At 63.8% G+C, this 20037-nt stretch carries 20 protein-coding genes; 10 read left to right on the plus strand and 10 right to left on the minus strand.

What is annotated here, in order from left to right; all coding sequences use genetic code 11:
- Positions 1-7: 7 nt before the first annotated feature.
- Entirely contained in the window at positions 8-754 is a 747-nt protein-coding gene (locus RBA41_RS00800; RefSeq protein WP_306620020.1) for a peptidylprolyl isomerase, read from the plus strand.
- Between the two features lie 21 nt (positions 755-775).
- Here RBA41_RS00800 and RBA41_RS00805 read toward each other — a convergent pair whose 3' ends face one another.
- From RBA41_RS00805 to RBA41_RS00830, 6 genes are all read right to left on the minus strand, one after another.
- The gene (locus RBA41_RS00805; RefSeq protein ID WP_306620022.1) at positions 776-1636 is read right to left on the minus strand and encodes a hypothetical protein; all 861 of its coding nucleotides are present in this window, start codon (positions 1634-1636) and stop codon (positions 776-778) included.
- A gap of 19 nt (positions 1637-1655) precedes the next feature.
- Positions 1656-2315: a suppressor of fused domain protein gene (locus RBA41_RS00810; protein WP_306620023.1), complete on the minus strand. Its 660-nt coding sequence runs from the start codon at positions 2313-2315 to the stop codon at positions 1656-1658.
- Positions 2316-2400: 85 nt separating this feature from the next.
- Entirely contained in the window at positions 2401-2892 is a 492-nt protein-coding gene (locus tag RBA41_RS00815; protein ID WP_306620025.1) for a hypothetical protein, read from the minus strand.
- Between the two features lie 66 nt (positions 2893-2958).
- Positions 2959-3930 carry an NPP1 family protein gene (locus RBA41_RS00820; RefSeq protein ID WP_306620027.1) on the minus strand — a complete coding sequence of 324 codons (972 nt, stop codon included), beginning with the start codon at positions 3928-3930 and terminating at the stop codon, positions 2959-2961.
- A gap of 187 nt (positions 3931-4117) precedes the next feature.
- A complete protein-coding gene (locus RBA41_RS00825; protein WP_306620030.1) occupies positions 4118-4504 on the minus strand; it encodes a hypothetical protein in 387 nt (128 codons plus the stop codon).
- 27 nt (positions 4505-4531) lie between these two features.
- Positions 4532-9190, minus strand: a complete 4659-nt coding sequence (locus RBA41_RS00830; RefSeq protein WP_306620032.1) for a DUF6861 domain-containing protein — start codon at positions 9188-9190, stop codon at positions 4532-4534.
- 240 nt (positions 9191-9430) lie between these two features.
- On the opposite strand from RBA41_RS00830, the gene RBA41_RS00835 reads away from it, so the two are divergent.
- Positions 9431-10165 carry an SMI1/KNR4 family protein gene (locus RBA41_RS00835; RefSeq protein WP_306620034.1) on the plus strand — a complete coding sequence of 245 codons (735 nt, stop codon included), beginning with the start codon at positions 9431-9433 and terminating at the stop codon, positions 10163-10165.
- The gene (locus RBA41_RS00840; RefSeq protein WP_306620036.1) at positions 10162-10458 is read left to right on the plus strand and encodes a hypothetical protein; all 297 of its coding nucleotides are present in this window, start codon (positions 10162-10164) and stop codon (positions 10456-10458) included. The genes RBA41_RS00835 and RBA41_RS00840 overlap by 4 nt, the downstream gene beginning before the upstream one ends.
- Before the next feature lie 91 nt (positions 10459-10549).
- Here RBA41_RS00840 and RBA41_RS00845 read toward each other — a convergent pair whose 3' ends face one another.
- Positions 10550-11074: a pyridoxamine 5'-phosphate oxidase family protein gene (locus RBA41_RS00845; RefSeq protein WP_306620038.1), complete on the minus strand. Its 525-nt coding sequence runs from the start codon at positions 11072-11074 to the stop codon at positions 10550-10552.
- 202 nt (positions 11075-11276) lie between these two features.
- Between RBA41_RS00845 and RBA41_RS00850 the strand changes: the two genes are divergently transcribed.
- Together RBA41_RS00850 and RBA41_RS00855 are read left to right on the plus strand one after the other, a co-directional pair.
- Positions 11277-11420, plus strand: coding sequence for a hypothetical protein (locus RBA41_RS00850; protein ID WP_306620040.1), 144 nt, complete (start codon positions 11277-11279; stop codon positions 11418-11420).
- A gap of 252 nt (positions 11421-11672) precedes the next feature.
- A complete protein-coding gene (locus RBA41_RS00855) occupies positions 11673-11975 on the plus strand; it encodes a putative quinol monooxygenase (protein ID WP_306620042.1) in 303 nt (100 codons plus the stop codon).
- A 45-nt stretch (positions 11976-12020) separates the two neighbouring features.
- On the opposite strand, the gene RBA41_RS00860 is transcribed toward RBA41_RS00855, so the two are convergent.
- Positions 12021-12233 carry a hypothetical protein gene (locus RBA41_RS00860; protein ID WP_306620044.1) on the minus strand — a complete coding sequence of 71 codons (213 nt, stop codon included), beginning with the start codon at positions 12231-12233 and terminating at the stop codon, positions 12021-12023.
- 101 nt (positions 12234-12334) lie between these two features.
- Here RBA41_RS00860 and moaA point away from each other — a divergent pair, with 101 nt between their 5' ends.
- From moaA to RBA41_RS00875, 3 genes are all read left to right on the plus strand, one after another.
- On the plus strand, positions 12335-13309 hold the full coding sequence (gene moaA, locus RBA41_RS00865; protein WP_306620046.1) for a GTP 3',8-cyclase MoaA: 975 nt from the start codon (positions 12335-12337) through the stop codon (positions 13307-13309).
- 64 nt (positions 13310-13373) lie between these two features.
- Positions 13374-15320, plus strand: coding sequence for a type IV pili methyl-accepting chemotaxis transducer N-terminal domain-containing protein (locus tag RBA41_RS00870; RefSeq protein ID WP_306620049.1), 1947 nt, complete (start codon positions 13374-13376; stop codon positions 15318-15320).
- Positions 15321-15342: 22 nt separating this feature from the next.
- Complete coding sequence (locus RBA41_RS00875; protein ID WP_306620051.1) at positions 15343-16002, plus strand: response regulator; 660 nt, start codon at positions 15343-15345, stop codon at positions 16000-16002.
- A gap of 99 nt (positions 16003-16101) precedes the next feature.
- On the opposite strand, the gene RBA41_RS00880 is transcribed toward RBA41_RS00875, so the two are convergent.
- Positions 16102-16347, minus strand: a complete 246-nt coding sequence (locus tag RBA41_RS00880; protein ID WP_306620053.1) for a heavy-metal-associated domain-containing protein — start codon at positions 16345-16347, stop codon at positions 16102-16104.
- 222 nt (positions 16348-16569) lie between these two features.
- Between RBA41_RS00880 and RBA41_RS00885 the strand changes: the two genes are divergently transcribed.
- Positions 16570-17769, plus strand: coding sequence for an NnrS family protein (locus RBA41_RS00885; RefSeq protein WP_306620055.1), 1200 nt, complete (start codon positions 16570-16572; stop codon positions 17767-17769).
- A 53-nt stretch (positions 17770-17822) separates the two neighbouring features.
- Entirely contained in the window at positions 17823-18068 is a 246-nt protein-coding gene (locus RBA41_RS00890; RefSeq protein ID WP_099878816.1) for a hypothetical protein, read from the plus strand.
- Here the strand turns inward: RBA41_RS00890 and RBA41_RS00895 are convergent.
- Entirely contained in the window at positions 18049-19728 is a 1680-nt protein-coding gene (locus RBA41_RS00895; RefSeq protein ID WP_306620058.1) for a L,D-transpeptidase family protein, read from the minus strand. The two genes, RBA41_RS00890 and RBA41_RS00895, sit on opposite strands and share 20 nt — an antisense overlap.
- Positions 19729-20037 lie beyond the last annotated feature (309 nt).

The raw sequence follows: 20037 nt of genomic DNA on the forward strand, positions 1-20037 counted from the left end.
AATCATCATGGGTATTTCAGTCAATGGCGTGGATATCGACGATGTCGCGATCGAGCAAGAGCTGCCGCATCATCAGGCAGCGGACAATCCGCTCAAGGAAGCGGTGCATGAACTGGTGCTGAGGACCTTGCTGCTGCAGCAGGCCGATACGCTGGAGATTACCGGGGAAGATGACGATGCCCGCATCGACGCCTTGCTGGCGCTGCAAATCAAGGTGCCCAAGGCCGATGAGGCCGCATGCACGACGTGGTATCGCAACAATGCCCAGCGTTACACCAGCGGCGACATGGTCGAAGCGCGCCATATCCTGTTCCAGGTGACGCCGGGCGCGCCGCTGGAATTGCTGCGCGCCACCGGGGAAGCCGTGCTGGAAGAGTTGCAGGCGCATCCGGAGCGCTTCGACGAACTGGCCGCGGAGTATTCGAACTGCAGTTCCGGCAAGGTGGGCGGCAGCCTGGGACAGTTGTCGCGCGGGCAATGTGTGCCGGAGTTCGAGGAACTGGTGTTCCGCCTGCGCGAAGGCGAGCTGGCCGGGCGCTTGCTGGAGACGCGCTTCGGCTTGCATATCGTGCAGGCCTTGCGCCGGGTGGAAGGGCGGCTGTTGCCGTTCGAGGCGGTAAAAAGCGAGATCGCGGCCTATCTCGACCGCCAGTCGAGCCAGCGCGCAACGCACCAGTATCTGCATATCCTGGTGGGGCAGGCGCAGATCGAGGGCTTGAGCATGGAAGGCGCGGACAGTCCGCTGGTGCAGTAAGGCGCCAGGCCGGTAGCCTTGCTAGCGGGCCTCGGATGCGTGCCGGATGCCGTTCTTGTCGATCCTGCACAGCCATGTGGCGTCCGGGCACCAGGGCGGCGGCACGGTTACCGGTTCGGCATGGCCATCGGCGATGAGATCGTCAAGATTGCCTTGCTCATCGGTATCTTCATCGAAGATGGCGACGGGCATGCCCCGGTAAAATGAGACCGGCGCGCCGCAGGAGTCGGTTTCTTCGTCGCGGCGCGATAGTACGACCAGGTTGTACTCCAGCATGTCGCCAAAGTCGACACGAATGCGCGCCGTGCGTCCAGGTGCGGCCTGCGGCCCGTTCGCGGCCACGCCATCGCCAGCTCGCGCACAGGTGGCGACGGGATCGAGTGCGCTTATATCGTCGTTGCGCGCATAGGTGACCCTGCTCTGGTCGTACGGCTCGCCAGCGCAGCCCTGCACATGGAAGCAATCCTGGCATTCCAGCACAAGCTGCCCGGTGCCGACGGTTTTGTACATATAGGCATCGGATTGGCCGCACACAGGACAACACTGTTCGACGTGCACAACGAGCAACTGCTCAATCGCATCGTGAAGAGTGACGACGATGGAGTCCAGGTCCGTTTTGACTTCATATTGGCCGATGCGGGTTTTGAAGTGCCGGAAGGCATCATCCCGCATCCCCGACTGTGCGACGGGATAGTCCGCGGCCTTCATGCTGAAGTATTGAGCGAAGCGCCGGTGCGAAAACGGTTTGCTGCTGAACTGGGCGCGGTATTTCCTGAAGCCGGCGACGAGCGTGCTGAAAATGCGTTCCGGCTCGGCGTTATCGTCCAGCTTGAGCAATTGATCGCGCAGATCGTGCCATTGGGTTTTCATCAGTCTGCGCATCAAGCTATCCTGTGCGTCGTTAAACGTAGGGGCGGCGCGCCGGGTTGAAGACGTGCGGGTGATCGTTGTCGTCGAGCAGGTCGAGTAACTCGCCGAGGCCTTCCTCGCTGTTCCTGGCGAGCGCGTACTCGCTCTCCGCGATCAGGTGCACGCACAAGGTTGCAATCTGATGGCCGCCATGTTCAATATGTTCGAACAGTTCGCGGTCGGTGCGGATGATGGGCGGCAGGAACAGGAAGGTTTGAAACGGGCAGCCCTCCAGCGGCGGGGCCGGCAACGGTACCGTGTGGCCCTGGCCGAACCAGGTGCGGTCCGTGTCGGGCAGTTTCGCCAGCCAGCGCAAGGTGGAAAAATAGGCTGGATTAAGATCCGGCACATACCAGACCAGCTCGGTCGCCAGGGACTCGTCCAGGTCTTCACCGTCCGGCCCGGTCATGATCCGGTCGCTCATGCCGGACGTCACCAGCACGTAGCCCTCCTGATCCTCGGCATCGACGTCGCATTCTTCGACGAAATTGCGGCCAAACGCATAAATGTTGACGCGGAATGCGCGGTCCTCGTCCAGATCGATGTGATCGGGTTCGCCCAGTTCGTCGGCCATGGCGCGCAAGCGCGTGGCGGCCAGGGTGTCGTCATTGGCTTCGGCAACGCCGAACAGGATCTCAGATTTCTCGGCCATGGCTCGCTTTGTTGAAGTGTCGATGGCTCGACTATACAACGCAGAAAGCAAACCGTCGATGCCCGGTGTGTGGCGTGCGTGTTTCTTAAAAATCAAGGTAAGTAAAACCGATCTCCCATGGCCGCTCGACAGGGAAGCGCCAGATGATTTCGTGGGTGCTCCTCGCTTCCACACAATAATCGACCACCCGCACTTCATAAAACGGATTCGACACACTGAAACACGCTGCCCAGACCAGCCCGCGAGGGTTCACCACCGCGACAAAACCTTCGTTCCCCATCACGCCTTCGCCGCAGATCGCGTAAGCGTCGGTGCCGGAGATCGGCGCGCGGTGGATATAGGGAGTGACTTCGGTAAAATAGTGTTCCGGATCTCCCAAAAAACTGTCGATCGAGGTGACGCCGGCCGGACGAATATCGTAGCGCGCACGCCTGTCGACGTAATCCTCCTTTTCCTCCATGGCGAGCATGGTCCCGTCACCGGCGATGATGCCGATAAAATCGGGCAATGAATCGGTCTTCCAGTGTTCGGCAAGTGCGGCGTGGAAATGTTTGGCGTTTACATCGATGTTCAGCATGGCGGGGAAGGGATGGGAGGATTGGCGGGAGGCGTCACGGCCGGTCGACGCCTCCCCTGGCTGCTTCTATTCTCTGATTTGCAGGTAGGTTTGCGGGTAGTTGGCTTTGAACTCGCTCGCTCTGGTGCTCCACACGTCGTCCAGCGAAAAAGACGTACTTCGCCAGAAGGCGTCGCTGCGTGGCACGGTGCTGTTGGCGGCGTTCGCAAAGTCGCTGTCGTTGCGCGTCTTGAACGAGGCGCTGCCGAAATTGGACGCTTCCAGCGCCAGGCGGTAATCCCGGTTGGCCTGGTAGCGGACAGTTTCGTCGCTGTTCCAGTCGGCTACCGCGCTGTAATGGCTGATGATGTCCGGCGCATGGAACTCGCCCCAGTTGCCGAGGAACTCGACACGCTTTTTGTCCTCGGCATTGGCGAAGCGGAAGGCGTGGGTGCCGGCGCCGTCCTTGTGGTAGACCACCAGCGGGTGGCCCTTATGGGTCTGCAGCTGGCCAATGGCGCGCGTGGTGTATTTTCCGTGGGCGCTGGTCGATACATGCGAGACGAAGTCGGGCTGGTCGTTCACTTTGCCGGTCCAGACAATGACCGTCTCCACGTCGTGCCGGTGGCCGCCGAGGAAGGTGAGGCCGATGGCCTGGTCTTTTTCAAAATACAGCTCGTAAAAATGGGCGCAGCGTTCGACTTTGTCGGCGCCTTCGACGCTGGCCTTGCATAGCTGCCGGTGTACGGTGTTGGCGTAGACGGTCCAGTCGGCGTCGCGGCATCCACCGGAAACGGAACCGGTCGCATTCTTGCCCGGATTCTGCCGCAGCTGCTCGTTGCGGTGAAATGGCGTGGCCGCGTAGCAGCCATCCGAATCGAAGTCGAAGGTCGGATGAAAGTTCCTTACCTGCTTTTCATTGTATTTGGTGATGGCCGCATTCCACTTCGGGAAGTCGTCGGCATGCGCCGCCACGGCGCTCAATGCGATGCCGGAGGCCAGCGCGGCTTTACACCATGCTGATATAGTCGTGTTGACCGAGTTCGATTTTGTATTCATGGGATGCGCCTTTAAAAGACTGCCAATGTCGCGTGAACGTCGCTTGTATTCCGTGAGGCCTGCTCGACTGAGTTGCGGCTCAACCGAACAGGGTGCCGGTAAATACTACAGAATGTTTGTTACCGTTTCTTGACTTGGAAATGCTCTTGCGTGCGCTGCACGGCCAGTGATGCCGACCCCGCGAGCGCTACTCGACGGGTACCGCGGCTGAGACTCCGCGCAGCTTCAGCGCGTTGGCCAGCTCGTCGGAGTAGTCCAGATAACCGCTGGAATCGACACCTTTTTCGCACAGGAAGTGACGCACGAAATCCGGGGCGGTTTTTTGAAACTCCGGAATGGATACATCCGTCTCGGCGGCAAATTCGAGGATGTAGGCGTCGCCTTCTTCACCCTCGGGTATGCCGAACAGGATGAAGCTCGCTCCCTCATCCGGATCACCGGCAACGAAGGCCGGCACTTCCTCGTAACGGCCGGTGTCGTCGAGCGTGAATTCGATTCCGTCCATCGCGCGTCCGAGTTGGCGCGCCGTTTCTTCGAGAGACGCGGCGGCGGGAATTTCGACGATCGCAAGCATGCTGTTGTCTGACATTTGTATTGATCCTTATTCGACTGGCGTGAAATAGTGAGGGGCGTCCGGTTTATTAGCGATTTGCCTCTCGGTAAACACCCTGAAGACAGGCAGCTCACTCTTCATCCCACTGAGCACTTCCTTGCCTTCCAGCGTGGTTCGCAGCTCACGGAACGTATCCTTCAATGATCTGTCCAGTTTGCTGATATCCTTGAAGAAGACGTTCTTCTTGAACCCTTTGGCCAGTGTATTGCTGACGACAAGGAAATCGACGTCATATCCTTGCTGCCCTGTGTACGGCTCGCCGTTTTTGGTGGCGACGTGACCGTCGAATGCGACCCGCTCTCCCTGCGGCCCAAGCTTCGTATCGTTTTTCAAGCCATCGACCAGGCTGCCCCGGAAGCCAACCCGCGCATTCGGATCGAGCGCCAGGATGCGTTGAATCGATGGCTGAACCGCCGCTTCGATTTCGGCGACGATCAGGGCACGCTTTTCGGCGCCATGGGCGATCAATATTTGCTCGAACGACATTCCCGTATGATCGGCGCCGCATTGGCACGGCGTCAGCCCGAGCGGATCGACCCATTGGGTCGGATTCGGGGCGTAGGCATGCAGATTGTTGCCACCCTGCAGACCGATCGGGTCGCACGACACAAAGCGGCCGACGTCCGGATCGTAGTAGCGGAAGCGGTTGTAGTGCAAACCGGTTTCGATGTCGTGGTATTGGCCCTGGAAACGGATTGCCTGGAACTGGTCCAAACCATCCGGCAGCGCTGCCGTTCGCGGCGCCGTCTCTTCCAGTACCGCGCCCCATGCCTTGAACGTGGCGCCCCACGCGAGCTCGCCATCGGGTCCGGTGGCTTCGCGCGGCGTGCCGAGGTGGTCGGTATGCAGGTAGTGAAGAACAGGCCGGGCCTGGGCACCGGTTTCGCCACCCGTCGGCGCAGCGATATCGAACTGCGCCACCGGCACGAACGAATCCGGCTCGTAAATGTAGGTGCGGCTGTGGCCTTCGCGCGATTCGCCGAGCAGGCGGTTGCCGTCCCAGGCGAAGCGGGTCGTGCCGGCCTTGTCGCGCTTGGCGATGCGGCGCCCGAACGGGTCGTACGCATACTTCACCGTGTGCACGGCCGGCTGATCGCCCTGCGCATTGCGCGTGATGACCGCCTTGACCAGCTGATGCGCGCCGTTCCACTCGAAGCGCATTTGCGTGTGGCTGCCGACCAGCTTCTCGCTCAGATTGCCGTGCGCATCGTACTCGTAGCGCTTGTCTTCGAACACGCGCACGCGGTTGCCTTCGACCCGGCCCACGCCGGCGATGGTGTCATCGAGCAGATTATGCGCGGGGTCGAACGCAAAGCGCTCGTCCGAGCGCGGCTGCACCGCCGACAGAATGCGTCCGATCACATCGTAGCTGTATGCCGTGCGGCCGTTGCGCTTGTCGTCGATGGCCAGCAGGTTGCCGCTGTCGTCATATTCGTACTGGCGCGCGATCACGGGACCGGCGCCTTCGCCCGCGCCGATCTGGCCGGTTACCTGCGACAGCAGCCGCCCCGCGGAGTCGTAGCGGAACTGGCTGGTCAGGGCGCCGTGGGTGCGGCTGACCGGACGGTGCAGCTGGTCGCGCTCGATGTCGGTGACGACCTCGCCATCGATATTGATCTGGTGCAGATGGCCCGAGCCGTAGAACAGGTTGTTGAGCACCCGGCCATCGGGCAGCACGGTCTGGATCCGGTGGCCCATCTCGTCGTAGGCATGGCGCAGCAGCGTGGTGCCAGCGTCGCTGTCGGTCCGCTCGGCCACCAGCCGGCCCAGCGCGTCGTACTGCAGCGACACCTGCGCATCGGCATTGGCGGCCTGCGTCATCCGGCCCAGCTCGTCGTAGGCGTAGCGCAGGCGCAGCTGTTCCGCGCGCGCTTCGCCGGTCACGCGCGAGATGATCTTGTCGACCAGCTGGCCCGCGCTGTCGCGCACAAAGCTGGTGTCGATGCGGGTGTATTCGGTGCGCGCGCCGCTGCCGTGTTCTTCCTTGGCGACCAGCTGCCCGCCGTCGTCGTAGCGGTAGCGCGTCAGGCGCGCGTCGAAGCCGGTTTCCTCGATCAGGCGGTCGAGCGCGTCGTAGACGAAGCGGTGCACGTCGCCGTTTTCGTTGATCAGTTCGGCCATGCGCCGCACGTCGTCGTAACGGTATGCGAGCACGCCGCCGCGCGCATCGATGCGCTTGCGCGGCTTGCCGTCTTCGTCGAGCTCGTAGCTGGTGCGGTTGCCGGCAGCATCGATGCGCGCCAGCAGGCGGCCCAGCGCATCGTATTCGTAGCGCTCGGTCGTGCCGTCCGCCTGTACCGCGCTCATCAATCGTCCGGCGGCGTCGTACGCATACGAGGTGGCGCCGCCGTTGGCATCGGTCACGCGCAGCAGGCGCCCGTCCAGGTCGTAGCTGTAGTAGCTGCTCTGGCCCGAGCAATCGGTGTAGCTGATCAGTTGCGCGGCGCGGTTGAACGCCAGCCGCTTGACGCCGCCGGCGGCGTCGACCACCTTCACCGGCAGACCCTGTTCGTCATACTGGTAGGTGGTGCGCTGGCCGAGCGCGTCGGTCACGCTGTGCAGGTTGCCGCGCTCGTCGTAGCGCAGCGCGGTCGTGGCGCCGAGTGCATCGGTGATCAGGGCCGGCTTGTCGAACACGGTGTCGTACACGATCCCGGTGCCCTTGCCGCCGCTTTCCACCCGCACCACGCGGCTGCGGCCGTCATAGCGGTAACTGGTGCTTTGCCCGCCCGGATGGACGATGCCGATCAGGTTGCCGTTGCTGTCGAGGCGGCGCGTGGTCTCGCCGCCGATGGCGTCGACCATGCCGGTGAAGCGCCGTTTCTTGTCGAAGCGGTAGTGCTGCTGGCGCCCCAGGTTGTCGGTGACGACCGTTTCGCCGGCAAGGTAGCGGAAATCCCACGACATGCCATTGTTGGTCCAGTTGCGCGTGACCTTGCCGGTCCATTCATATTCATCGTATTCGTAGCGCGACACCAGCCCGCCCGGCTGCGCGTGCTCGACCATGACGTGATTGCTGTAGGCGAACTGGCGCACGACCTGGCCCATGCGGTTGCGCACCTCGGACAGGTTGCCCAGTTCATCGTACGCGTACTGCACCAGCACCTCATTGGTCGCTTCCTCGTAATCGACCGGGTCGCGCTGCACGCTGACGCTGCCCAGACGCATCTGTCCGCGATGCTCGATGAAGTCCAGCACGAACACGCGGCCGGCGCTGTCTTCAATCGATTCGGGCATGTGCCGCGCGTTCCAGGCGATGCTGATCTTGTTGCCGTTGGCGTCGACCATGCCGACCAGCACGGCGGTGTCGTACGCGCGTCCGAGCATGGCGAACTGATTGCGCAAACCCTTTTCATCGATCAGCTCGAAGCTGCGTTCGCCGGTGCGCTCCAGGGTGATTTTTTCCGACAGCGAATACAGCGCATCGCCCACGCGCGGCAGCGAGAAGGTGATTTCGCGATGAAACGCGTCCAGCACGACCACCTGGCCGTCGCTGATGTGCAGCGCGTCCGACAGCGGCGTGCTCCAGCCCTGGCCAAGCCAGCCCGCCTTGCGCTGCGCCGAGCTGTAGATGCGTTGCCAGACCAGGGGCAGGGCGGCGGGCAGCGCAAAATCGCGTTCGCTGTTGCCGGCCAGGATCTTGCTGCCCGAGATAGGGTTGACCGGATTGGCCACCAGCAGGCACACCGGGCAGGACTCGGCGGCTTCGCCTTCCTTTCGGGGTTTTTCCTTGACCGGCGCCGGGTTGTTCACCGGTTCGCCCGCCTGCTTGCTTGCCGGCGGCGCAGGTTTGGCTTTGGCGGCGGCCGCGGCGGAGTCGACATCGGCGGCGGCGCTACGCGGCTGCAGGGCCGGATGGTTGACCAGTTTGTCGCGGTTGGCGCCAACCCAGCTGGAAAACCTGGGTCCCAGCTTGCTGTTGCTCAAATGCTGCAGCAGCATGGTCTGTTTGGCTTGTCCGCGCGACAGATACAGCGCGATGGCCGACAGGATCGCGATGAACAGCAGCATCGTGCCTTGGGCAAACGCATCGACCGACTGCTGCATCATGGTGGCGGACTGCGCGCGCGCGCTTTCGGGCAGGCGGCCTGCCTGCCAGGCGAGGGCAAAGCCTTCGATCATCTTGACGGCCATGTCGGGGATGGTCTTGCCGATGTGGATGACCAGTTCGCCCAAGCCCATCCAGACCAGGACTTCGGTGCCTAGCTGGGCACCCAGGGCGGTTCCGGCCGCCGCGCCCGGCACCGCGCCGATACCGCCGCCCAGCGCGCCAAGGCCGCCACCGATGGCGCCGCCGAGCACGGCGCCGCCGCCCACATACAGGGCCACTTCCTTGGCCGCTGCCCACAGCACCACCCACACCTGCGACAGGTCAAGGCCGGCCAGCTGGGCCTTGAGCAATTCCGTAAAACGGTGTTCGGACCGGTCGAGCGCTGTGGAAACAAACATGCCGCAACGCACACTTTCAATCTGCAGCGTGGCATCTCCGATGCGTTCGAGCGACTCGACCATGTGATTCGAGAGGCGCCGCAGGCGCCGGTGCATGTCGCGCCGTGCCTGGTCGCCCGCCATCTCGTAGCTCTGCTGCATTTTTCGCAAGGTACTATTGAAACTGGTCCAACCGTTTGAATCGAAATGATTTGTCATGCGGGCTCGTGCTTGGTCGTGGTCGTCGGAAGGCTGAATTCAGTATCTAAAAATCAACATAATCATGCTAGTATATCCAATTTCCAAAACGATAAGCTTCCTTTTTTTACATGTTGCGCGGCCGTTCGAGCCTGTGCTGCGGTCGGAATCGATCTGTTTTTCACACTTGCGGGAGCAACGCCGGATGTCCTTTCACGCACCAGATAGCAAGCCCGGCCGTCTCGGTCATTCGGCATGATCATGAATATCAGCAAGCAAGCGGTGTGGGATGCGCTGCCGCGTTTCATCCGGCCGTCGCTGCTGGCGGAAACGGCGGCGGAACTCCCGTCCGGCTTGCCGGTGCCGCCGCAATGGGTGGCGATCCTGCAGGCGCAGCAGGCGAGCGGGCGCCTGGAGGCATCCGCCGGCTGGCGTGATTTTTCGGCGCAATTGCCGAACGTGGCGGCCTTTTTCGACAAACAGGCCAGGCCGCTGCTATTGCTGGCCGATGTGGACCGTGCCGTGTCGCTGCTGTATCCGTTTACCGCCGGCGGCGAGCTGTATGGGTATCGGGGGCATCCGCCGCTGGCGGCCGCGCCTGAACAGTTCCAGGCGGTGTGGCCGCGCATTCCGCAACAGTTCCGCGACTTTTACACCACGGTGCATAACGGCTGGACCTTTTTGTCCGCCAATTCCATGGGGCCGCTGCCTGTCGGGGACTGGGCTTACCTGTCCGATGACCGCTTCGATATCGATGACGAGACGGCTGCGGGCATGCCCGTCGATATCGGCAAGGTCCTGACCGTTTTTCACAACGGCGGTGGCGATTACCTGTGTCTGGATTTCTCGGCGCCTGAGGGCATCGCGACGGGATTGATCTGGTGGCATGACGATCCGGGGCACCCCGAAGTGGTCAACTTCTGGGCAGCGCTCGATGCCTGGATCGGCGTTTTCTTTGAGGACGTCGACAGCGTCCAGGCAGGAGTGTCCGCTTGATGCATTCCCGCGCGGAAAGCGACCTCGGACGTGTCCAGTCCTTGCGCCTCGTTCTCTACCGCATTTTGTTCACGCATGAGGTCACCGATTTTGCCGGGCTGGCGCAAACCCAGGCAAGCCTGATCAGGGCCGATCACGACGATGAGACGCTCGAACGGATAGCGGCAGCGCTGGCGTGGGCGACCAATCGCCCCAACTTCGATTACAAATCGCTGCTCCCATACTTGCCGCACTCCAGTGCCCGACTCTATGACTATCTGTGCAAACTGGCGCGGGCGCTGGGCGTGGCCTGAGCTGCGTTTTGATCCGACTGGAGAGCCGACGCCGCCAATGTCACGCCATCCCACGCCACGCGCGCTCCGGTGCCGGCTGCGCAGTGCGGCGTCAGACGGTGATATTGCCTTCGATCGAGTCGTCGAGGGTCTTGCCGATCACGGCGCCCACCAGCATCTTCACGCCCGCGACGGCCTTGCCGTGCTTGTTATCCCAGTAGTAGCCCTGGCCTGGCGTCACCTTAATGGCCGTGATGCGCGGATCGTCTTCGCCTTCGGTGAACCAGGTTTTCAGGATGAAGGTCCACAGTTCCTTGATCCTGGCCTTGTCGCGCGTGATCGTGGCCACGCCGTCGAGGACGAGGAATTCGGAATTGGTCGAGCCCTGGAAATACAGCTTCACGGCCGGATCGGCGGCGATCTCCTTATTCTTGTGGCTGTCGTCGGCGCTGAGAAACCACAGGTTGCCCTGTTCATCCACCTGGCGCACGCTCATTGGCCTTGCACTGCCTTCATGCCGGGTGCAGAAGAAGCAGGTTTCCGCGCTGTCGACTACATCTTTCAGTTTCTCGAGCGCTGCGCTGCCGCCCAAATCCTTGTAATTATCTTCCGGCTGGTTCTTGTTAATCGAGTCCATGTCTGTCTGCGCTTTCAGTGTCAAGACGTTCGATGCGCTTCGGTAGCGAAGCAGGCAGACTTCATGGTACGTAACAACGGCGCGGCGGTATGTGGCGCACCTAACCTACAGGGCAGCACGGCACGCAGCGCTTGACACGTTAACATCGCAAGGCAGTCGTCGCCGTGCGCAGCCGCGCGCGGCGGGCGATGGCGATTTTCGCGTGCTCTCGTACCCCGGCGGCGCGCTGATCGTCCAGGCGATGCATCCGGCTGCGGCCTGCGCTGCGGGAGACTGCCGCGACGGCTGGCGCGCGGGCAGTTGGGCCGGCTTCAGCGACGCGTTTTCCGATCCGGCGCCCTGGTAACTCCGTACGCTCGCAAGCTGGCCCGGCCTGTTCAGGGATGGCGGCTTGAGCCTGGTGGACCTGCGCGAACCGGCACATCCGGAAACAGGCACGCCCCTGTCGCTGATCCTGATCGGCGAAACGGGCCGCCTGCCAGCGGCATGACAGCATGGCGGTTATAATTCAGGAAAGATTGCTGAAGTTTCAATTCTTCATGCGCATCGGGCAAACCGCCGCAATCTTTCCTATCTCAACGTACGCCATGGAGCACACATGCTGGTTTTTTCCGTAACACTCACCGCCAAACCGGATGCAGGGCCGGCCCTGATCGAACTCGCCGCCATGCTGGCGCCGCTCTCGCGTGCTGAGCCCGGCTGCATTCGCTACGATTTCCTTCAATCGCCGCATACCCCGAACAAGTTCGTCTTTTTCGAGCTGTGGAAGAGCCGGGCCGATCTGGATGAGCACTTCCAGACGTCGCATTTCAAGACCCTCGCCGAGCAGTTGCCTGCGCTGATCGACGGCGAAGCCGAAGCCGTGAGCTATGAAACCGAGGGGCCAAAACCTGGCTTCTGATCGCAGGCAGGAAGCGGCGCGTCCGCTACAGGCGCGCCTGGCATATCAGCGCGTGGTCCAGTGCCATGCCGGTTTTTCCAGCTCGCGCATGCCCACCACCCGGGTCGCGCCAAACTCCTTTTCCAGGCAAATCGACTGATAGCCGCGCTGGTTCTCCGGCGATGCGATCAGCCCGCTGGCGTGCAGCAGTTCGCGCTCGCCGCCGCCAGGTCGTGGCCATCGTCGCTCAGCACCGGCGTGTCTGCACCGGTGCGGCATCTAGTCCTTTATGACTAGTCCAGCTAGCCCGTCATGGGCACATTCAAACCCATCCCATCCCGCTACAATCAGCCTGTCATCAATCTTCAGGGAGTAGGGCCATGCTGCGCGACCGGTACGGGCGATCGATCGAATACCTGCGCCTGTCGGTGACGGACCGCTGCGACTTGCGCTGCAGCTATTGCATCCCCAAAGGCTTCAAGGGCTTCGAGGAACCGCAGCACTGGCTCACCTTCGACGAAATCGAGCGCCTGGTGGGCGCCTTTGCCCGTCTCGGCACGCGCCGCCTGCGCCTGACCGGCGGCGAGCCGCTGCTGCGCCGCAACCTGGCCGACCTCGCCGGACGGCTCTCCAGCCTGCCCGGCATCGACGACCTGTCGCTCTCGACCAACGCCACGCGCCTTGAGCACCACGCCGCCGAGCTGCGCGCGGCGGGCGTGTCGCGCATCAACGTCAGCCTCGATTCGCTCGACCGCGCCTGCATGCATCAGATCACCGGGCGCGACAGCCTTGGCATGATCCTCGACGGCATCATGGCCGGCAAGGCGGCCGGTTTCGATCCGATCAAGATCAACATGGTCGCCCTGCGCGGCGTCAACGAACACCAGATCGACGCCATGGTCGCCTTTTGCATCGAGCACCAGTTCGTGCTGCGCCTGATCGAAGCGATGCCGATGGGCGCCACCGGGCGCGACGCCACCTGGCTCGACCTTGGCCCGATCGAACGCCACCTGCGCCGCCATTTCGGCCTGATCCACCAGCCGGCCACCCTCGGCGGCGGTCCGGCACGCTACCTGGCCACGCCGGACGGGCGCACCAGCGTCGGCTTCATCACCCCCATGTCCCAGCATTTCTGCGCCGACTGCAACCGCGTGCGCCTGTCGGTCGACGGCACCCTTTACCTGTGCCTCGGCCAGGAAGACAAGGTCGAGATGCGGCCCTTGCTGCGCGGCGGCGCCAGCGATGCCGAGCTGGAGCAGGCGATCCGCGCCGCCATCGAACTCAAGCCCGAAAAACACGAATTTCGCGAGCAACCCGGCAAAATCATCCGCTTCATGTCGCAGACCGGTGGATGAGCGCCATACTGGCGGCAACATTTTGCAGCGCGGCAGCGTATCATGGCGTCAGCAAGGAGCACCCATGACCCTCGACACCCTCATTCCGTCCCGCCACAAGCTCTCGACCAAGATCGTCGGCGCGCTGGTGGGTTTCCTCGCGCTCGCCCTGTTCGCCATCGGCGTGACGCTGTACCTGTCCTGGCAGCTCGAAGGCAGCGCGGCCGCCATCAACGATACCGGCAGCCTGCGCATGAGCAGCTACCGGCTGGCAATCCTGTTGTCGCAAACGGACGAGGGCGACGCCGCGAACGATGCGCCGCGCCAGGCCAGCGCGGGGCAGCAGATAGCGCAGATCGACGCCACCCTGGCCCAGTTGCGCCAGGGTGACCCGCAGCGACCGCTGTTCCTGCCGCCCACCAGTTCCATCCTCGGCGAATTCGAGCGCATCAACACCGAGTGGCAGCGCGAACTGCGTCCCGCCGCCCTGGCGCTGGCGGCCGGCCACGGCGCCGGCGACGGCGCGCTGCAACGCTACCTGGCGCGTACCGACCGTTTCGCGGGCCGCGTCAATGCGCTGGTCCAGTTGGTCGAGCGCGACAGCGAAGCCCGCACTTTCTGGCTGCGCGCCTCCCAGCTGGCCTTGCTGGCCCTGGCCCTGGTCGGCACCGTCAGCCTGGTCTACCTCATGTTCAGCCTGATCATCGAACCTGTCACGCGCCTGCACGAAGGCATGCGCCGCATGAAAGACAAGGATTTTGAAGTGCGCCTGGCGGTCGACAGCACCGACGAATTCGGCCAGCTGGCGCAGGGATTCAACCAGATGGCCGACCGCCTGCAGGCGCTGTACGGCAACCTGGCCGGGCTGGTGCAGACCAAGACGGCCGCGCTGGAACACCAGAACCGCGAGCTGGCCCTGCTGTACGACAGCGCCGCCTTCCTGCAGCGTCCGCAGCCGCTGGAACCGCTGTGCCAAGGGTTCTTGCAGCGCATCAGCGACTATTTTCATGCCGACGGCGGCTCGGTGCGCGTGCTCGATACCGGCCGCGACAACCTGCACATGGTGGTGCACCACGGCCTGTCGCCGCGCCTGGTCGAGCGCGAACACTGCATGAAGGTCGGCGACTGCCTGTGCGGCGAAGCGGTCCAGAAAAAAGTGACGGTGATCCACGACCTGCGCAAGCTCGACAAGAGTTACGAACTCGAATGCCACCGTGAAGGCTTCGCCACCGTCTCGGTGTTCCATATTTATGCGCATCAGCAGCACCTGGGCTTTTTCAATCTGCATTTCCGTTCGGCGCGCGTGCTCGACGCGCGCGAGCAGGGCTTGCTCGAAACGCTGGGCCAGCTGCTCGGCACCGCCATCGAAAACCTGCGCCTGGGCGCGCGCGAACGCGAAATGGCGGTATCGGAAGAGCGCAATCTGGTGGCCCAGGGCTTGCACGACAGCATCGCCCAGGGCCTCAACTTCCTCAACCTGCAAGTGCAGATGCTGGAGCAGTCGGTCGGTGACGGCAAGTTCGGCGACGTGGAAGAGATCGTGCCGGCCCTGCGCGCCGGCGTGCAGGAAAGTTACGAGGATGTGCGCGAGCTGCTGCACAACTTCCGCAGCCGCCTGGTCGAGGGCAACCTGATCGGCGCGCTGGAAACCACGGTCGACAAGTTCCGCCGCCAGACCGGCATCGCCGCCGAGCTGGTGGCCGACGTGGACGGCGCTCCGTTCCCGCGCGAGCAGCAGCTGCAACTGCTGTTCATCGTGCAGGAAGCGCTGTCGAACGTGCGCAAGCACGCGGGCGCCAGCCGGGTGCTGGTGCGCCTCGAAGACAAGCACGATTTTTTACTCAGCATCGAAGACAATGGCGTCGGCTTCGAACCGGCGCTGGTCGAAGGCCGCGGCGACAGCCACGTCGGCGTTCACATCATGCGCGAGCGCGCCCAGCGCATCGAGGCCACGCTGGCCGTCACGTCCAGCCCCGGCGCGGGCACCACGATCGCATTGACCTTGCCGCAGGAACGCCGCCGCGCCGCCTGATACGAATATAGATAGAGGAATCATGGACACCACGAATAAACCGATCCGCGTGCTGCTGGTGGACGACCACAGCCTGTTTCGCAGCGGCATACGCTCACTCCTGCAGCGCCACGCCGAGTTTGCCGTCGTCGGCGAGGCGGCCGACGGCGTCGAAGGCATCAAGCGTGCCCGCCAGCTGCAGCCCGACGTGGTGCTGCTGGACTTGAACATGCCCGGCATGTCCGGCGTCGAAACGCTGCAGCTGATGCGGCAGGATTGCCCGGATACGGCCATCGTCATGCTGACCGTGTCGGAAGAGTCGCACGACCTGGCCACGGCGCTGCGCGCGGGCGCGAGCGGCTACCTGATCAAGAACATCGACACCGATTACCTGCTGCGTGCGATCCGCCGCGCGGCCGCCGGCGAAACCGTGGTGGCCGAGGCCATGACCGGCAAGCTGGTGGCGCAGTTGCAGGCTGGCGGCCCGGGCGACGCTCCCGCGTCCGAGCTCGACAAGCTGACCCCGCGCGAGAAGGAAATCCTCGAGAGCCTGGCGCGCGGCGAAAGCAACAAGTGCATCGCCCGCAACCTGGACCTGGCCGAAAGCACGGTCAAGATCCATGTCCAGAACGTGCTCAAGAAGCTGAAACTGGCCAGCCGCGTGCAGGCCGCCGTGTTCGCCGTCGAGCACCGCCTCAAATAGCGTTGGGCACGCTGATCTGATCGGCAATATGGGCGGCACGGCCGGTGCCGCCGGCGCCGAAGAGCACACCGGCTGCCGTATGCGCGCGCCGCCTGCGGCTCAGCCGCCGCAGCCGCCGCAGCAGCCGCCGCTGGCTGGCGGCGCCACCGTAAAGCCGGCGGCGGCCACGGCCAGGCGCAGCTGATCGGCCGAGGCGCGCGCCTCGTCGTAGCCGACCCGCGCGCTGCCGGTGGCCAGGGTCAGGTGCACGGTCTCGACGCCGGCGACCGCTTCGAGGGCTTGGGCCACGGCCAGTGCGGCGCTCTGGTCCTGCATGGCGGGAATGGTGAGTAGGGCGGTTTGCATACGTTCTCCGATGAGTGGCGTGGTTGATGCGAACAGCGTAAAGCGCCGCACCGCCAGCCGTCCAGAAGCCCGTGCGATTTGTTCGAAAAGCATAATCTGCATCAAGAATGGCGCACTTCCCGGACGCTGCGCCCGCTCCACCGTCGGAACGCGCGCGATAGTCGTTGCCCGGGGCGGCGCCGTAAAGTAGTATATTGAATATATCTTTAAACAGGTGATGACATGAGTCTGCTGACAATCGACGAACCGGCCGCGCCGGTCCACCATGCGCCGTGGAGCGCGCAACACCCCGTGTGGGCGCTCGGCTTTCGGCCTTTCTACATCCTGACGGCCGCGTTCGCGGCGCTGGCGGTACCCTTGTGGCTGGCGCAATATCTCGGCTGGCTGACGTGGCCGCACGGCGGCCTGGGCTGGCACGCGCATGAGATGGTGTACGGCATGGCGATCGCCGTCATCATCGGTTTCCTGTTCACGGCCGGGCGCAACTGGACCAATCTGCCGACCCCGCACGGCGCCCACCTTGCGGCCCTCGCCGGCGTGTGGCTGGCCGGCCGTGGCGCCATGCTGTGCGCGCCGCCGCTCGCCGCCGCCGTGGTCGACCTGCTGTTCCTGCCGCTGGCCGCCTGGCCCATGTACCGGGTGCTGAAACAGTCGGGCAACAAGCGCAACCTGTTCCTGATCGCCTTGCTCGGTTTGCTGACCGTGGCCAATGCGCTGTTTCACGCGGCCACGCTGGGCTGGATCGCCGTCTCGCCGCTCACGCCGGTGCATGCGGCGATCCTGGTGATCGTCATCATCGAAGCGGTGATCGGCGGGCGCGTCATTCCCATGTTCACCACCAATGGAGCGCCCGGCACCAAGCCGGTGGTACGGCCCCGGTATGACAAAGTCGCGCTGGGCCTGACGGCCGGCGCCAGCATTGCCTGGGTAGTGGCGCTGCCCGGTGCGCTCACGGCCGCGCTGATGATGTCCGCCGCCTGCGCCATGCTGCTGCGCCTGGCGGGCTGGCAGCCGCAGCGTACGCTGCATGTGCCGCTGCTGTGGATTTTGCACCTCGGTTATGCCTGGATCGCGCTGGGATTTGGCTTGCTGTCGCTGGCCGCGCTGGGCATCGGTACGGCCAGCGCAGGCTTTCACGCGCTGGCGGTCGGGTCGATGGCCGGGCTGATTATCGGCATGATGACGCGCACCACGCTCGGCCACACGGGCAGGGTGCTCAGGGCGGGTCGCTCCGAGCCGGTCATGTATTTTCTGATCCAGGCCGGCGCCGTGCTGCGCTTGCTGGCGCAGTTCGTTCCGGATGCGTGGCGCAATGGCGCGTTGCTGGCCTCGGGTGTGTGCTGGAGCCTGTCGTTCGTGCTGTTTTTGCTGGTCTACACGCCGTATCTGTGGCGCGCCCGCATCGATGGGCGCGAAGGGTGAGGCGAAATGGTAGGATGTGGGTCCGTTCCACCAACTGAAGTGATCAAGAAAAAATGACGACCGTATTTGCCATGCCCGTGTTCGATGCCACGGTAATCTTTGAAGGAAATGAACTGTTCAAGGGAAAAGGTTCGGCCAGCATGTGGGCCGAGAAACTCGCCGCCGAGATTGGCGGCGAGGTCGGCGTGCAGAAAATCGGCACCGGCTGGGTGTTAACCGGCCGCGTCGATGGCGACGACTGCCTGTGGGGCATCCACGGGCAGCGCCTCAAGCGCGTGGTCAGTGCGCCTGCGCAATAGCATCGCTACGCACCTTTAACGCTTTTTCCAGCCCCGGATCGCGTTTGTAGACGTCTTCCGGGAACAGGGCCAGTCCTTCGCGGTCGGTCACGGCCGTGGAGTAGAACAGCACGACCGGAATCGGCTTTTTCAGGCTGACAGTTTTCATCGGCGCCGGTTTCATCAGCGTTTCGATGGCTTCCGGAGTCATTTGCGGCTGGTCGCCGAACACGAACTTGGCCAGGCCGAGCGGGTTTTCGACCCGGATGCAACCGTGGCTCAGGTCGCGCCGGCCGCGCTTGAACAAGCTCTGCGCCGAGGTCGAGTGCAGATAGATATTGTCCGTGTTCGGCATCGCAAACTTCACCGCCCCCAGCGCATTGCGCGGACCGGGACGCTGGCGCACACGGTATTGGCCGGCGCGCAGGCCGTCCAGCGTCTCTGCATCGACCACCGACACCGGGGCGCCACCGCCCAGCGGCACCAGTTCCATGTCATTCTTGCTCAGGTAGCCGTGATCGCGCGCCAGCTTGGGAATGATCTCGCCTTTTTCTATACTGCGCGGCACGTTCCAGTATGGATTGAATTCCACGTAACGCATCGAGCCGACGAACAGCGGCGTCGGCGTCTTGACGGCCGCGCCGACGATCACGCGCATTTCGATCAGCGGGTTCTTGGCGCCCGGGCCCAGTTCCAGCGCCCACAGGCGGAACGAGGGCAGGTTGACGGCGATCAGGCGCCCGTCAGGAAAATCGGGCAGCCAGCGCAGGCGCTCCAGGCCCAGTTCGAGCTGGCGCACGCGGCGCGTCAGCGGCACGTTCAGCGCCGACAGCGTGCCGGCCCCGATCACGCCATCGTCATTGAGCGCATGGCGCGCCTGGAAATGCTTGACGCCTTCGGCCAGGGCCGCCGTGTAGACGCCGGCGCTGGCGGGCGGCTCGGCCGGGGCGGTGGCGCTCAGGTCGCCCAGCTGGATCAGGCGCGCGCGCAGGATGGCCGCGCCCGCGTACGGCGCGCCCGGTTCGAGCTTCTTGACGCCATCGGGCAGCGGCGGCAGCGCCGTGAATGGCTGCTCGGCCAGTTTGCGATAGGTCGCCAGGGTCGCCATCACGCGCCGGTAGAGCGGGATGCGCGGCTCGGAGGCTGCCACGGCCAGGTCCAGCCGCTGGCTCAGCAGTGCTGAACGCAGCTGGTCGACCGGATCGGTCCTGGTCAGGCGCGGGTCGGGCAGGGTGGTGTGGTATTCGGAACGCACGCGCCCGACGCGCAGGTCGGCCAGGTAGTGCAGCATGGCTTGCGTCATGGCGGCGTCGAAACGGGCGCTGGTGCGCGAGGCCGGATCGGCCAGTTGGCGCGCCAGCCCGTCAGTGTTGTATTCGGCAGGCGAGAGACCATGCAGAGATGCACTTTGCAGCAGGGCGATGGCGGCGCTGGCCTGTTTATGGCCGCGGTCCTGCCAGGCTGGCGTGTAGGCGCGCGCCACGTAAAAGCGGGCCAGCCAGTCGCGTTCGTCATAGGGGCGGGGGGTGCGCGTGGTTACCGCCGCCGCAGTGATCGCCAGCGTGCGCAGCTCGGCCGCGATGCCCGTCAACGCCGGCTGGGCGGCGGCCGCAACAGGGGCCGCGGGCGCCGGAGCAGCCGCGCTGGCGCCGCCGCAGGGAAGCCAGACCACCAATGCCATGGCGATTGCGCTAAGGCGGAAGCTTCGTTTGCCGACGATCATTTAAGTTTCCAGATAGTAAAAATCCGACCATCTTAATCGAACATGCACCGGGTGACATGACTGTTGCCGGAAAAGTTATAAAAAAGGTAGCGTCAGCGCAACAACCCGACTGCTTTGGGGGATTGGACCGGCTTGAACCGACAACAGCATGCGCCCATTTCCCCGTCCGGGCAACGGCGCGCGAGCGGTATGCCACATTGCCGGGGCGATGCATCGTCAAACGGGGCTTGAATTGGCCTGCAAGGACGGCGTCGATGGCACGCGCCG

The sequence above is a fragment of the Massilia scottii genome (genome assembly GCF_030846495.1).
Classification (GTDB): Bacteria; Pseudomonadota; Gammaproteobacteria; order Burkholderiales; family Burkholderiaceae_D; genus Telluria_A; species Telluria_A violaceinigra.